Genomic DNA, 14,334 nt, shown 5'->3' with positions numbered 1-14,334 from the left:
GCTGGCAAACAACTATTGGCCTGCCCGAATTTAGTGGCTAAAGGATTTGTCATGAACAGAAAAATTACCGCGATATGTGCGTCCGCCCTGTGTTTGACAACGCTCTCTGCCTGTGCGGCTCTTGGAGGAGGCAACAAGGGTGCTGATACGCGCTATGTCGCACGCGATGTGGATACATTGTACAGCGCCGCCAAAGAGCGACTTGATCGCGGGCAGCACAAACTTGCTGCAGCTCTGTTTGATGAAGTCGAGCGGCAACATCCCTATTCACCGTGGGCAAGGCGCGCGCAGCAGATGAGCGCATTCAGCTATTATGTGGCCGGGGACTATAACAAGGCGATCGAATCATCACGTCGCTTTCTTTCGATCCATCCTGGCAACAAGGATGCACCTTATGCCTATTATCTGATCTCTCTTAGCTATTACGAGCAGATTAGTGACGTGACCCGGGATCAGAAAATCACGGAACAGGCTTTATCGGCTCTCGGTGAAGTGGCGCGGCGCTATCCCAACAGCCGATATGCTGCCGATGCGCTGCTCAAAATGGATCTGGTCAACGATCATCTGGCCGGCAAGGAAATGGAAATCGGTCGTTTCTATCAGCGTCGTGGAAAATGGCTGGCGGCGACGATCCGTTTTCAGACGGTGATTGAAAAATATGATACCACGACTCATACGCCCGAAGCGCTGTTGCGTTTGACCGAATCCTATCTGGCTCTGGGAATTCCCGTAGAGGCAAAACGGACTGCGGCTGTTCTGGGTGCCAACTACCCGGGCTCCAAATGGTACGAGCGCGCTTTTAAACTGGTGAACAAGCACGGCGCGACCTGATCGGCAATCGCTAATTTTCATCGGACGTTGCAGCCTGCAATAACGTGATTTAAGGAAGGTCTGTGCTGCAGTTCCTTTCCATCCGTGACATTGTTCTGATAGAGGCGCTTGATCTCGAATTCGGTTCGGGCCTGTCGGTTTTGACGGGTGAAACCGGAGCCGGAAAATCGATTCTGCTCGATTCACTGGGACTGGCGCTGGGCAATCGCGCAGATAGCGGTCTGGTTCGACGGGGGACGCAGAAAGCCCAGGTTACGGCCAGTTTTGATGCGCCGTCAAAGGACAGCAAGCTGTTCGCGATCCTCGAAGAAAATGACATTGATCTCGAACCGGGTGAGCCGCTCATCATCAAACGCAGCGTCAAAGCGGATGGCGGCAGCCGTGCCTTTATTAACGACCAGCCCTGTTCTGCGGCATTGTTGCGCGAGGTCGGGGGGCGACTGATCGAAATTCATGGGCAGCATGATGATCGCGGTCTGATCAATCCCCGCGGCCACCGGGCCTTGCTGGATATTTTTGCAGGCGCGGATGCAGAACCGGTTGGGCGGGCATTTGAAGCCTGGCAGGCGGCAAAGGAAGCGCTGGCAAAGGCAATTGAAGATCAGGATGCGGCGGAAAAAGACCGCGAATATCTTGAACATAGTGTTGCGGAACTCTCGAAATTTGCTCCGCAAGAGGGCGAAGAGCAGGAATTGGCGCTGGAACGCGCTACAATGATGAAAGGTGAAAAGCTCACCGGCGATCTTGAAGCCATTCGTTCGACCTTTGACGGGTCGGAGGGCGGACTGGCTTCGCTGCGAGCCGCAGCGCGGCGCCTCGACCGTATTTCGCAGGATCATCCCCTGTTGTCAGAAGCGCTGGCAGCGATTGATCGCGCCGTGATCGAGGCGAGTGATGCGGAAGAAAAGCTCAATGATGCAGCTCATGCCCTGATATTCGATCCCCAGCGGCTCGATGACATGGAAACGCGATTGTTTGATTTGCGCGCGCTGGCACGGAAACATCGGGTGGAACCGGACAAGCTGCAAGAGTTGCTGATTGACCTTGAAAAGCGGCTTACGGCAATCAGTGACGGTGGCCAGTCACTGGACGCATTGGACACTAGAATGGCCAAATCGCGTGCAGCTTATATCACCGCTGCTGAGGCATTGCGTTCAAAACGCACAAAGGCAGCGAAGGCACTGGACAAAGCGGTAGCTGGCGAACTTGTGCCATTAAAATTGGATGCCGCCCGATTTGAGACTTTACTTGAAGAAATGCCTGAAGAGCGTTGGAATAACAATGGAATGGACCGGATTGAGTTTTTGATATCAACCAATCCCGGCGCGCCGCTGGCTCCGCTTGGCAAGATTGCATCCGGCGGTGAGCTATCGCGTTTTATCCTCGCTTTGAAGGTCGCGCTGGCCGAAGAAGGCGGAGCGAAAACAATTATCTTTGATGAAGTGGATCGCGGTGTCGGCGGGGCGGTGGCTGCGGCTATTGGCCACCGTTTGTCGCGGCTATCAGATGGCGCGCAGTTGCTGGTTGTAACCCACAGTCCCCAGGTGGCGTCCCAGGGCGATGCGCATTTCCTCATCAACAAAAGCTCCGACGGCACCGTATCCCGGACCGACGTGAACGCGCTGGATCAGGACGCCCGCCGCCAGGAAATCGCCCGGATGCTGTCCGGTGCGGATGTTACCGACGAGGCAAGGGCGCAAGCGGATCGATTGCTGGAGGGGGTTTGATGCGGTGGGGACCGATTATTTTTTTGAGCCTACCACTTTCCGCCTGTAATTTTCTAAGCGAAAATGTGACCGAATATGTTGTTATTGTTGAAGGCAGACAGCCAAATAGTGTTTATCTAGAGTTTCCACACGGTCGAGTGGAGACAACTAAGTATGAAAGCTCTTTTGGTGCGATCAAGGCCTTTCAACAGAATTTCGCGACCGGCATTTTTTTGATTGTGGATGAAGATGAGTACATCTGTAAAATCAATGTTTCGGACGAACCAGGATACCTTCAATACACCCTAACGATAGAAGATAATCGGTGCATGGTGATAGAAGAAAGGACAGGTGTTGACGCATTCTAACATCTCAGAAGCCGATGCTGCCAATGAGCTGATGCGCCTCGCGCGCACTATTGCGAAGCATAACAAGCTTTATCATGCGGAAGATACGCCGGAAATTGCCGATGCGGAATATGATGCGCTGTTGCGGCGGAACAATCAGCTGGAAGAGGCTTTTCCGCATCTGGTGCGCGATAACAGCCCGAACAAGCTGGTTGGTGCCGCAGTGGCCAATAGCCCACTGTCGAAAGTCACCCACGAACAGCGGATGATGAGCCTCGACAACGGCTTTTCCGATGAAGATATTGCCGAATGGCTCGCGCGGGTGCGGCGATTTTTGAATTTGCCGGAAGATGAGCCGGTGACGGTGACGGCCGAAGACAAGATTGACGGATTGTCCTGTGCACTACGCTATGAAAAGGGCGAGCTGGTTCTCGCGGCAACTCGCGGCGACGGGCAGATTGGCGAGGATGTGACCGCCAATGTGCGGATGATTGCAGATATTCCGCAAAAACTGGCTGGAAACGCCCCGGACGTGTTTGAGGTCCGCGGAGAAGTCTACATGGCGAAGGCAGACTTTGATGGCCTCAATTCTCGCCTGATGGATGAGGGCAAGGCGGATGCTGCGGCAAAGAATGTCGATTTTGATCCCGAGAAAATCCGCCAGTTCGCCAATCCGCGCAATGCAGCCGCCGGTTCCTTGCGGCAGAAAGATGCACAAATCACGGCAAAGCGTCCATTGCGTTTCTGGGCGCATGGCTGGGGCGTAGCGAGCGATGTTCCTGGTGAAACGGCTTTTGACGTCATGACGGCAGTGGCCAGCTGGGGGCTGCCATTATCCCCTTTGGTGAAACGCTTTGAGACACTGGACGAAATTCTGACGCATTACCGGCATATCGAGACGGAACGCGCGGATCTGCCTTATGATATTGACGGTGTGGTCTACAAAGTGGACCGGCTCGACTGGCAGCAACGGCTTGGTTTTGTCGCCAAGGCCCCGCGCTGGGCACTGGCGCATAAATTCCCGGCAGAGCAGGCACAGACGACGCTGGAAGCGATTGACATTCAAGTGGGTCGCACCGGCAAGCTGACCCCTGTAGGCCGCCTGAAACCGGTTACCGTCGGCGGTGTGGTGGTTTCGAACGTCACGCTCCACAACCGCGACGAAATTGAGCGACTTGGCGTCCGTCCGGGTGATCGGGTCGTGATCCAGCGGGCAGGGGATGTCATTCCTCAGGTTGTCGAAAACCTGACCCGCGATGAAAAGCGCGATCCGTTTGATTTTCCGGATCATTGTCCCGAGTGCAATAGCGAAGCCGTTGCCGAGGAGGGTGAGGTTGATGTTCGCTGCACAGGAGGATTAATCTGTCCGGCCCAGCGTTTCCAGCGGCTTGTCCATTTCGTTTCACGCGTGGCGCTCGACATTGATGGACTGGGCGAGAAAAGTATCGCGGAGTTTATTGAAGCAGGTTTCATCGAAAGCCCGGCCGACATTTTCCGTCTGCACCAGCACCGGGATGCTATTCTTGCACGCGATGGCTGGCAGGAAAAGTCTGTGGATAATTTGTTGGCAGCTGTGGAAAACAAGCGCACGGCGGATGCGGCGCGTTTTCTGTTTGGTTTGGGTATCCGGCATATTGGCACGGTGACGGCCAAGGATTTGCTGAAAAACTTCACAACGCTGTCAAAACTGGCGGAAGTTGGAAAAGCGGCGCGCGAGGACGAAGCCGTGCGGGAAGAAATTACCGCGATCGACGGAGTTGGCCCCACCGTAGCGCAAGCGCTGGCGGATTTCTTTCACGAACCCCACAATCAGGCGGTCTGGGACGATCTTTCAAGCGAGATATCTCCACCAGATTACATCGTCGAAACCCGCGATAGCGCTGTCGCAGGCAAAACTGTCGTCTTCACCGGCAAGCTCGAAACCATGAGCCGCGATGAAGCCAAAGCACAGGCGGAATCTCTTGGCGCAAAGGCTTCGGGTTCAGTCAGTGCAAAAACCGATTTGCTAGTGGCCGGGCCTGGCGCAGGGTCAAAAATGAAAAAGGCGGCGGATCTCGGGATTGAAGTGATTGATGAGGTTGCCTGGGCGGAGATTGTCGCAGCTGCAAATTGACAGCAGTTGCTGACGCTCCGGACTTTGTCGAAAAACGCTATTCTTCCGGAGCTGGCCGCTCCAGCGCTTCGTTAATTGTATGCAACATGGCAGAACGCTGCAACGGCGCCTTCACATTGGGGGCCGCCTTGTACAGACCCCGAACCATCAACAGATCCCCTTCACTGATAGATTGCGGTGGAGGTTGATCGGTTTGTATTTCAGTAAACAGCGATAAAATCGAGCCGGGCGGAGGCGGTGTTGTCTCGAATTTGACGTTGATATCGATCAGCGAAACAATCGCGGCATAATCCGCTAGCTGATTGAGAGATACTCCTGACAATGCTTTGTTTTCAATCAAAAGATACGAATAGACTATGCCGGCAAATTCAGGCTTTTTGATCAGTGACTTCACATGACTGCGCTGACCTCTGGCGGTGATCGGCCCCGTGCCCTCTGATTTCATGTCGATCGTACCGGTTCTTGCGGCGTGAATGGAATCGCTCGCCATCTGCTGGGTTGCTTTCCAGCTAAATACCGGGCCGCCATCTTCAATCAGTTTGTCACGCTCTCTGTGGGTCATTGTATTGAATACGCGGTGTTGCTTCTTCCGCAGCGACTCTATCTCGTGCGCTCCATTCTCGACAGCGACGACAATCAGGTTCGGACTGCAATTGTCGGCAGCCACCAGCAGTCCACCAAGCTCGGCAATGTCCCGAATCCGGTTTTCAATCTTGTCGGCATCTTCATTGGACAAACCGCCAACCGAAGGGCAGATCGGGGCAGCAAAGCGCGCATATTGTCCGGTATTGCGACCACCCGCCGAAACCTTGAACTGATTTACGATCAGTTCCTGAATAACCTCGGTTCTGGTTTGCTGTCCGACAACGACTATCTCGTTGGCATCAGGATTTTTTTCTTTCGTATCCTTCGTCGCCAAGGCCGGACTGGAAAGCGACAATATCATGGCGCAGCCCAGAATAGATTTGGCCAGGGTCGTTGATGGTTTTGGATTATTGATCATGCAGCAAGGCTAACATGCTGGAACCGAAACGTAAATGTTTGTGGTTCAAGCGCCGACAGGGGAAGGGTTCGCGAGAACGTGTAAAAAAACGCTGTGCCGCGGCCGGAAATCAACTCTATTCTTTGATCCGCTCCGGATTTTTCAATCCTTCCCGCATGGTGTGAATAATTGCAGACCGCTGCAGCGGAGCTTTAACGTTGGCGGCAACCTTGTAGAGACCGCGCAATAGCAGCAGATCGCCTCCACTAAGCGAATTGGGTCGTAGCGATTTATCTTCGATATCAGAAAACAGCGACAACATGGATCCTGCAGGTACTTCCGTTTCCGCGTTAAAATCAATGTCAATCAAGGACATCATGGTTACATAGTCAGCCAGTTGTGCCGCAGAAACGCCTTTCAATGACTGGCTCTCGATCAACATGTAAGAATAGATTATCCCCTCCATCGTCGATCGTTTGATTTTGGATTTGACGTGAGTTCGCTGACCCGTTCCGGATGCTCCGCCAAGAGCTGCTCCCAGACCAGGGCCATTCCCGCCAGCCATCAAGTTCATGCTGCCGGCTCTCGCACTTTTCCTGGAATCGCTAGCCATCGTTTCAGTGGCTTTCCAGATATAGACCGGGCCGTTTCCTTGTTCGATCTTGTCCCGCTTTTGGTGCGTGAGGGAATTGAAGAGTCGGGGCTTTTTCCGGCGGAGTTGTTTGATTTCGGAAGTTCCATCGTCGACGATCGCAAGGAACACATTCGGCCGGCACCCTTCCGGAGCCACCGGAACTCCGGTCATTTTAGCAATGTCCCGCATTCTATTCTCAATTGCGATGGCTTGTCTTTCCGAAAGACCGGAAACGGATGGACAGATTGGTGCTGCAAAGCGAGCATATTGGCCGTTATGCCTGCCGCCGTTCGAAACGTTGAAATGATTCACGATCAGATTTCTAAACTCGGCCATTTGTCTTTTTTGGCCAACAACGAGGATTTCCTCTTTTTGCTTTGAGGATTGCGCTGTCTCCTGATTGGCGTGCGCGGGACTGTTGATGGTGAGCAACGAAGCGGTCGCAAGCGCAAGCGATGACAGAATTTGGGGGGGGGTGAACAAAGACATATTGGGGAGCTTAATCCCATGTCGGTGAATTGGCAAATATGAGATGATCGCAGCCACTATACTCCTGCGACCATCTCATTCTCTCCAAACTGTTCAGGCTTTCGCAGCTGCCTCTTTTGCAGCGAGTTCTTTGACGCCGTATCCGCCTTTCTTGTTCTCCGGAAAAAGCGGCCAGGCCAATTGCTGTCCCAATGTCGCTGGAGCGAGGTTTTCGACACCATAGCTGTCCGGATAACGTCGCGTGATTTTCGCAGTTCCGAACAACACGTCCCAGAAGAACAGCAGGTTTCCGTAGTTTCCCTTGTAGTTCGTGGCCCCGTCTTCGAGATGGCGTCCGTGATGTGCATGGTGCGTTGCGGGCGTCGAAATAGTACGCTCGACGACCCACATGACCGGCGACAGCCATTTGATCTGATAGAGCGGCTTGTCCCAGGCAACGTCGCTATGGGCACCAATAATCACGGTCATTTTGACGATGATATATCCGACATAAACCCAGCCCAGGCCGAGATATATCAGCGCGCCGGAGAACCAGATACTGGGCATGGTGAGATAGTAGAAAATATTGTTCCGGTAGACGAGGCGGATGCTCATATACTTAGCATTATGGTGCGCGCGGTGGAGATTGTAGAGTAACGGAACGCTGTGGGATAGCCGGTGCCACCAATATTGCATCATGTCGTCAAAGATCAGGAAAAGCGCGATTGCGGCAATCAGCGGAATACCGGCTAAAGCGCCTGCCCATTGGGGGACAGCTGCTCCCATCGCATATTGCGCCATCAGAATGATGAAGGGTTGGGTGAAGACCAGCAATATCGCCGAGCCGAATATTTCGACCATCGCATCATCGCGTGTTTGATCCGCTTTGCTGAACAGGTTGGTACGAACAAATTCGAGTATTCCGAAAAACAGAAAAACACTCACGATTGCAAAGATTTCCGGTCGCATTACGTATCTCCAAAGCTTCCGGCAGTCCCACGCTGCCTCTTGCATTTGACCCTGTATTACAGCATCTCAACCCGGTTAAATGCAAACTAATTAGCATTTGGGAGAATTCCCTTGAATATGACCACTCCAATTGGTGCCACCGGCTTTATCAAAGGCCTGCCCGCGGACGTTCGCAACAAGCTGCTGGAACGCGGGCAGTTGCAGAGATTTGCCAAAGGACAACTCATCCAGCAACGCGGTGATAAGGCGAGGGAGTTCTGGTATGTGAAAAGCGGCTATGTGCAGATTGGCCGTTATGGAGTTGACGGACAGTTGACACTATTTGCCCTGCTTGGGCCGACCGAGACATTTGGTGAGCTCGCGTTCCTCGGAAATTTTGATCGCACGGTCGACGCGATTGCAGGCAGCGACGCCGAATTGTTTCGGATTGGACAGGCGGAGTTTCAGAGTCTGATTGATGCGGATGCCTCGGCAGCTCGCTTGCTGTTGCAAACCATGGCTCATACGATTCAGCAGGCATTTGATCTTGTCGAAGCCGGACGGAGTCAGTCTGTCCCGCAGCGCCTCGCGCTGGTTCTGCTGCAACTGCACGGGAATCGGGATGATGGTGCGGACATCCGGATCACCCAGCAGGAACTGGCTAATCTTGTCGGTGTGTCTCGCGTCTCGTTGGGCAAAGCATTGAAACAGATGGAACGGCAAGGATGTCTGGAATGCGGTTACAATAATATCCGGGTTTCAGATCGGGCGGGAATCGAAGCATTGACCGTCTGACCGTCTGACCGTCTGACCGGCAATCACGCACGCCACTGACTGACGTTAGTCGGTATTTTCTTGTGGTTCCGGAAACCATCGCATCACACCCCCGGAAAACGGAGTCCAGAGCCCGGCTCTTATACCAGCATTTGCGAGAACTTCGTTCGTCCAGTTATTGCAGGTATGGAACGCATTATAGTGGCCGCTGGCTTCATAAAACAGATCATCGTCACCATAGCCGGGCGAGGGGGTGGGGTTTCCTTTGTCATCCAGCACAAACCGCTTTTGAATTGCTGCAACAATCTTGCGATATTCCGCTTCGGTCACTTCGATGCTGCGTCGGTAGTGGGGATAAGGCTGTGGATATTTCAGGTGATAAACATGCAAAAGCACCGAATCGCTGCCGATAATCGCACTTGCTGCATCTGCAAACCGCAGATCCCGCCAATGCTGTGCATTGCGATACACACCAGCATGACCCCAGCCGACCAGGATGTGGCTGCCATATTGCGTGGGGTCCGCCAGATGTTCGGGTCGGATCAGATTGGTCCAGTCATGCGCATCGCTTTGCAGCGGCATAATGATTCCCGTATGCAATCCATTGGTTTCAACAAACAGCTGAATGCCGTGCTCGGGTTGTTGCCATGACTGATTTGCGGGCAATAGGCTACCTGCCAGTGCCGCCAGCAGATAGATCGAGGTGACGGTCGTAACGGTCAACAGGCTGCGCTGTATCCATGTTTTTAAAGAACTGAATCGCAAAGTTGCCATTGAAACCTTTTCTGCTCTATCATGCCTGCATGCTGACATCGCCCGACCCCGAAAGCCATGTGTATTCATCTCCTCCTGCGCATGCAAATGCGGACTGGACGATCGATCAGGACTGGGCTGCATATTCTGACTCGGAACATGATGTCTGGGACACGCTTTTTGCGCGGCAAAGTGAAATGCTGCCGGGTCGGGCCTCCAGCGCCTTTTTGAACGGTCTTGATATTCTGCAGCTTTCGAAACCGGGTATTCCTGATTTTGCCGAGCTTAATCAAATCCTGATGGATGCCACTGGTTGGGAAGTGGTCGCCGTGCCCGGGCTTGTACCGGATGATATATTTTTTGAACATCTGGCAAATCGGCGGTTTGTGTCCGGCAATTTCATCCGCAAGCCTGACCAGCTCGATTATCTGCAGGAACCCGACATTTTTCATGACGTCTTTGGTCATGTACCGATGCTCGCAGATCAGAGATTTGCGGACTATATGGCAGCATATGGGCGCGGCGGATTGCGGGCGTTGAAGTTCGGAACGCTCGAACAGCTTGCCAGACTCTATTGGTACACGGTTGAATTTGGTTTGATCCAGGAATCCGAAGGCCTGCGAATATATGGCGCAGGTATCGTCTCGAGCTATGGGGAAAGCGTGTTTGCCCTTGATGACGACAGTCCGAACCGGATCATGTTTGATCTTGAGAGGGTATTGCGGACACAGTACCGGATTGACGACTATCAGCAGAATTATTTTGTCATACCCAGCCTCGACGAACTGCTGCGGGTGACAGTCGAGACTGATTTCAAACCCGTATATGACCACATTTCGGACATGCCGGAAATCTCCATAGCTGAAATTGTGAAAGGCGATGTTGTCTTGAATATGGGTACTCAAGAATATGCCAATTCCAAAACAGGTCAGGCGACAATCATCTGAGGCCTTTGGCGTATCGGGCTAGTCGGTTGAATCGTGAATCCCAAGATATCGCATCGTCATGCTGAGTGAATTCATGATGCCGTGGGCAAAAACCAGCGGCATGATGTTGCGCCGCCCAAACCACAGATAAAGAAGCGCGAAAGCCAGACCCGCAGCGCCGGTGGTGAGGGCGCCGTTCATCCCTTGATAGTAGTAATGCCGGTATCCGAAAAACACGGCAGAGAATATCGCGGCGGCCAGATCGGCATAGAGCCCGCCACCGAGAAAACCGCTGGCACGGTTGATAATGAACGCGCGAAACAGCAATTCCTCGAAAAAGGAAGCGTGTGTCCAGGTCAGAAACATCATGGTCAGATAAGCAACAAGATTTCCTTCGACATGATCAAATCGTCCACTCGCGCCAACGTCGTCAAAAAACATGTCGGCAACAAGCCCCACGGCTTGCATCGCGAGAATGAACAGGAACATGGTCAGGAGCGTCAGGCCAGCGGTTTTAAGCCAGTTTTCCGGCCAGCGCAGTCCTAGATGTTGCCAGCTCAATCCGCGTCGGCGGAGTAATATCGTGCCAACAAGCATGGCGGTAAATGTGGATGCGGGTCCGGCGTAGAGGAAGGAAATCGGGAGGAGAGATTGTTTGACGATAACCAGGGTGGCCATGATCACTGCGAGATCAAACAATGCTCCATAGTGGAGGTGGCGGCCATTTTTGCTATCGCCGGTTTTCTCTATAATCCTGGACGACAAGCTGCTTTCCTCTTTCAAGTGTATTGTTAAAGTAATACACACTCAACGTCAGGACACAACCGATAATGCTGAAATTTGTGTCGTCAGAACAGGGGCGGTAATGGTCGCGCATGTCTGTTAGTCACCATTCGCCGAATGATCCTTCGGGGAGAGGAGAATAAATTGGTCGACGAGATGATATCTGGCGATATCGCGCCCGCTTTTTGAGCAAGAGACACGGCCAGTCTCCATTGACCCGGCTTTCAGTCAAACGAAAACCATGCTTGCGGAAAACGGTCAGCAGCTCGACTTGTTGATCTGCAAGGAGGCCCGCGAGAACAAGGCTTGCGCCAGGCGCTGCTGCAGCGGCAATTTGCGGGGCAAGGGCGATCAGGGGACGCGCCAATATGTTGGCAATGATCAGATCATAGGGCGCACGCATCCTGATCATGCGATGGTCCATCCCGTTGCTCGCAACGAGGGCAAGCGCATTTCTGCCTGATCCCGACGGGACGTTGTTTAGATCCGCATTATATTTGCTGATGTCGACCGCGACCGGGTCAAGGTCACTCGCGATCAGGCGCGCCGTTGGCCAGAGGTGCCGTGCAGCCAATGCCAGCAGTCCGGTTCCCGTTCCGACGTCAATAATGTTGCGAAAATGCCCACCGCGCCGTTTCAGCAGATCCAGCGTTTCCAGACATCCCAGGGTTGTTTCATGATGACCGGTGCCAAAGGCCTGACTGGCATCAATACGCAAGTTCACCGCTTCTGGATCATCGGAAGGTTCATCATTGCCGGTATGTACATGGAATCGGCCCGCCCGAAGCGGTTCGAGCCCTGTTTGGCTGATCGTAACCCAGTCCTCATCGCCGAGCCGCTCCACTTGGGGTTTGATTTTTTGGCGGAGACCGGATGGCGAAAGTTGCGTAATTTTTTTCAGTAACTCTTTGGTTGGTCGTGCGCTGGAGTAAATATCAACTGCCCATTTGTCGGGATACCGCGCTTCGATTTCGCGGGTGACGATCGATAACTCTGCATCCGGGTTTGCATCGTAAAGTTCCTGGTCAGCCAGTGATTCCGCCTCTGCCCGGGTGCAGGGCAGGGTGGTTTTCCAGCTTTCAGGCATCTGCCAGTTCCAGTGCCTCATTGGCTTCCAGCCATTCGGCTTCGGCTTTCTCGAGATCCTCCTGCACCTGAGCCCGCGTTTTCATAAGCTCGGTCATCGTCTGGCCGGCCAATTCGTCGGCAGCATTGTCCGGGTCAAACATGGCGCGATCCAGTGCCGACAGTTTCTTGCCGAGAATTTCAATCTGTTTCTCGGCTCGCGAAGCAGTTTTGCGAAGTTCGGATTGTTGCTTGCGCCGTTCTGCCGCCAGGCGTCGTTCTTCTTTCCGATTGCCGCCACCGCCGCTGCCGGTAACCAGTTTGCTCTCCTGATTTCGGCCAAGTACAAAATCGGTATAATCCCGAAGCGACCCCGAAAATTCAGCGGCACTTCCGGAATCGACCATGATCAACCGATCTGCAGTCAGCTCCAGCATGTGGCGATCATGGCTGACCATCACCACCGCACCCTGATATTCGTTGAGCGCATGGACCAGTGCTTCGCGTGCATCCACGTCGAGGTGATTGGTGGGTTCATCGAGGATCAGCAGATGCGGCGCATCTCGCGTGATCAATGCCAGTGCAAGCCGAGCACGTTCTCCGCCGGAAAGTTTGCCAACCTTGATTGTTGCCTTGTCTCCGGAAAAACCAAAACGCCCCAGTTGCGCGCGGACCGCTCCCGGCTTCGCATCCTTCATCAACCGCGTCATATGTTCGAGCGGCGTATCTTCAGTATCCAGCTCCTCAACCTGATACTGGGTGAAATAACCGACCGTCAGCTTGCCCGATTTGTTGATTGCCCCGGCCTTTGGCGCCAGCTGACTGGCAATCAGGCGCGCTAGGGTTGTTTTTCCGTTGCCGTTGCGTCCCAGCAGCGCGGTCCGATCATCGGGATCCAGTCGCAAATTAAGATGTGAGAGGACGATGTTGTCCTCATAGCCAACCGAAGTATCATCCAGTGTGATCAGCGGTGGTTTCAGTTCAGCCGGGCTTGGAAAATGAAAGCTGAGTGAGGGGTCTTCGATAGTTGCCGCAATCGGTTCCATGCGCGCGAGCGCCTTGATCCGGCTTTGCGCCTGTTTCGCGCTATGGGCCTTGGTGCGCCAGCGATCCACAAAGGCTTGAAGCTTGTCGCGCTCTGCCACCTGTTTTTCCCGTGCGGATGCCATCTGCGCCTGTCGTTCGGCCCGCTGTTTTTCAAACGCGTCATAGCCACCTGGATAGAGCGTGGTTTTGCCGTGTTGCAGGTGCAAGATGTGATCAACGACATTGTTCAGCAGGTCGCGCTCGTGGCTGACGACGAGAATTGTCGCCCGATAGCTGGTCAGGAAATTCTCCAGCCACAAGGTTGCTTCGAGGTCGAGATGGTTTGAAGGTTCGTCGAGGAGGAGCATGTCGGGCTGCGAAAAAAGCAGCGCCGCAAGAGCAACACGCATCCGCCAGCCACCCGAGAAGCTGTCCATAGGCTGTTGCTGAGCTTCTTCGTCAAATCCCAGACCAACGAGGATCCGAGCGGCACGTGCCGGTGCACTATGGGCCTCAATGACGTTCAGACGCTCATGGATTTCCGCAATACGATGCGGGTCGTCAGCAGTTTCCGCTTCCGCCAATAATTCCGAGCGTTCGATATCGGCGGACAACACAGTTTCGAGCGGGTTTGCCGAACCGGCAGGTGCTTCCTGTGCGATATAGCCAAGCCTGGCATCCTTGGGCAGATCAATACTGCCATCATCCGCTTCCAGCATTCCCGCAACGACTTTCATCAATGTCGATTTACCGGCGCCATTGCGTCCGATCAGCCCCACTCGCGCGCCCGGAGGCAGGGCTGCGGTCGCGCCGTCCAGAATGACCGTGCCGCCCAAACGCACCGTGATGTTGCTGAAGTTAAGCATGGGCTGCCGTTAGCGGAGCTTTGCAGATTTGGCTAGAGCGAGTTGCTGCGGAACTGCAGGGAAACGGGATCAAGCACTTGTAGATTGCAATACGTGACTTATGTGTATAACA

At 53.8% G+C, this 14,334-nt stretch carries 13 protein-coding genes; 6 read left to right on the top strand and 7 right to left on the bottom strand.

Going from position 1 to position 14,334, the window contains the following annotated elements:
* Window positions 1-51 precede the first annotated feature (51 nt).
* The 4 genes from ABJI30_RS15025 (at window position 52) to ligA (ending at window position 4,997) form a co-directional block, all read left to right on the top strand.
* On the top strand, window positions 52-831 hold the full coding sequence (locus tag ABJI30_RS15025; RefSeq protein WP_348017497.1) for an outer membrane protein assembly factor BamD: 780 nt from the start codon (window positions 52-54) through the stop codon (window positions 829-831).
* A gap of 62 nt (window positions 832-893) precedes the next feature.
* Window positions 894-2,558, top strand: coding sequence for a DNA repair protein RecN (gene recN / locus ABJI30_RS15020; RefSeq protein ID WP_348017496.1), 1,665 nt, complete (start codon window positions 894-896; stop codon window positions 2,556-2,558).
* A gap of 23 nt (window positions 2,559-2,581) precedes the next feature.
* The gene (locus tag ABJI30_RS15015; RefSeq protein WP_348017495.1) at window positions 2,582-2,905 is read left to right on the top strand and encodes a hypothetical protein; all 324 of its coding nucleotides are present in this window, start codon (window positions 2,582-2,584) and stop codon (window positions 2,903-2,905) included.
* A 31-nt stretch (window positions 2,906-2,936) separates the two neighbouring features.
* Window positions 2,937-4,997: an NAD-dependent DNA ligase LigA gene (gene ligA / locus ABJI30_RS15010; RefSeq protein WP_348017839.1), complete on the top strand. Its 2,061-nt coding sequence runs from the start codon at window positions 2,937-2,939 to the stop codon at window positions 4,995-4,997.
* 37 nt (window positions 4,998-5,034) lie between these two features.
* Here ligA and ABJI30_RS15005 read toward each other — a convergent pair whose 3' ends face one another.
* From ABJI30_RS15005 to ABJI30_RS14995, 3 genes are all read right to left on the bottom strand, one after another.
* Complete coding sequence (locus ABJI30_RS15005) at window positions 5,035-6,000, bottom strand: hypothetical protein (protein ID WP_348017494.1); 966 nt, start codon at window positions 5,998-6,000, stop codon at window positions 5,035-5,037.
* A 115-nt stretch (window positions 6,001-6,115) separates the two neighbouring features.
* The gene (locus tag ABJI30_RS15000; protein ID WP_348017493.1) at window positions 6,116-6,949 is read right to left on the bottom strand and encodes a hypothetical protein; all 834 of its coding nucleotides are present in this window, start codon (window positions 6,947-6,949) and stop codon (window positions 6,116-6,118) included.
* Window positions 6,950-7,195: 246 nt separating this feature from the next.
* Window positions 7,196-8,050 carry a sterol desaturase family protein gene (locus ABJI30_RS14995; protein ID WP_348017492.1) on the bottom strand — a complete coding sequence of 285 codons (855 nt, stop codon included), beginning with the start codon at window positions 8,048-8,050 and terminating at the stop codon, window positions 7,196-7,198.
* A 117-nt stretch (window positions 8,051-8,167) separates the two neighbouring features.
* Here ABJI30_RS14995 and ABJI30_RS14990 point away from each other — a divergent pair, with 117 nt between their 5' ends.
* On the top strand, window positions 8,168-8,824 hold the full coding sequence (locus ABJI30_RS14990; RefSeq protein ID WP_348017491.1) for a Crp/Fnr family transcriptional regulator: 657 nt from the start codon (window positions 8,168-8,170) through the stop codon (window positions 8,822-8,824).
* A gap of 45 nt (window positions 8,825-8,869) precedes the next feature.
* Here ABJI30_RS14990 and ABJI30_RS14985 read toward each other — a convergent pair whose 3' ends face one another.
* Window positions 8,870-9,526, bottom strand: a complete 657-nt coding sequence (locus ABJI30_RS14985) for a TIGR02117 family protein (RefSeq protein WP_348017490.1) — start codon at window positions 9,524-9,526, stop codon at window positions 8,870-8,872.
* Window positions 9,527-9,606: 80 nt separating this feature from the next.
* Here ABJI30_RS14985 and phhA point away from each other — a divergent pair, with 80 nt between their 5' ends.
* Window positions 9,607-10,503: a phenylalanine 4-monooxygenase gene (gene phhA, locus ABJI30_RS14980; protein ID WP_348017489.1), complete on the top strand. Its 897-nt coding sequence runs from the start codon at window positions 9,607-9,609 to the stop codon at window positions 10,501-10,503.
* Window positions 10,504-10,521: 18 nt separating this feature from the next.
* Here phhA and ABJI30_RS14975 read toward each other — a convergent pair whose 3' ends face one another.
* The 3 genes from ABJI30_RS14975 to ABJI30_RS14965 all read right to left on the bottom strand — a co-directional run bounded on the left by ABJI30_RS14975 (window position 10,522) and on the right by ABJI30_RS14965 (window position 14,222).
* A complete protein-coding gene (locus ABJI30_RS14975) occupies window positions 10,522-11,247 on the bottom strand; it encodes a type II CAAX endopeptidase family protein (RefSeq protein ID WP_348017488.1) in 726 nt (241 codons plus the stop codon).
* Between the two features lie 121 nt (window positions 11,248-11,368).
* The gene (locus ABJI30_RS14970; protein WP_348025332.1) at window positions 11,369-12,352 is read right to left on the bottom strand and encodes a 50S ribosomal protein L11 methyltransferase; all 984 of its coding nucleotides are present in this window, start codon (window positions 12,350-12,352) and stop codon (window positions 11,369-11,371) included.
* Entirely contained in the window at window positions 12,345-14,222 is a 1,878-nt protein-coding gene (locus ABJI30_RS14965) for an ABC-F family ATP-binding cassette domain-containing protein (RefSeq protein ID WP_348017486.1), read from the bottom strand. Before ABJI30_RS14965 ends, ABJI30_RS14970 begins: the two co-directional genes overlap by 8 nt.
* Window positions 14,223-14,334 lie beyond the last annotated feature (112 nt).

Origin of the sequence: Parasphingorhabdus sp., from assembly GCF_039968395.1 — a bacterium.
In the GTDB taxonomy this organism is placed as follows: Bacteria; Pseudomonadota; Alphaproteobacteria; order Sphingomonadales; family Sphingomonadaceae; genus Parasphingorhabdus.
The sequence above is the reverse complement of the archived record's forward strand: the minus strand, read 5'-3'. Positions and strand labels throughout refer to the sequence as shown.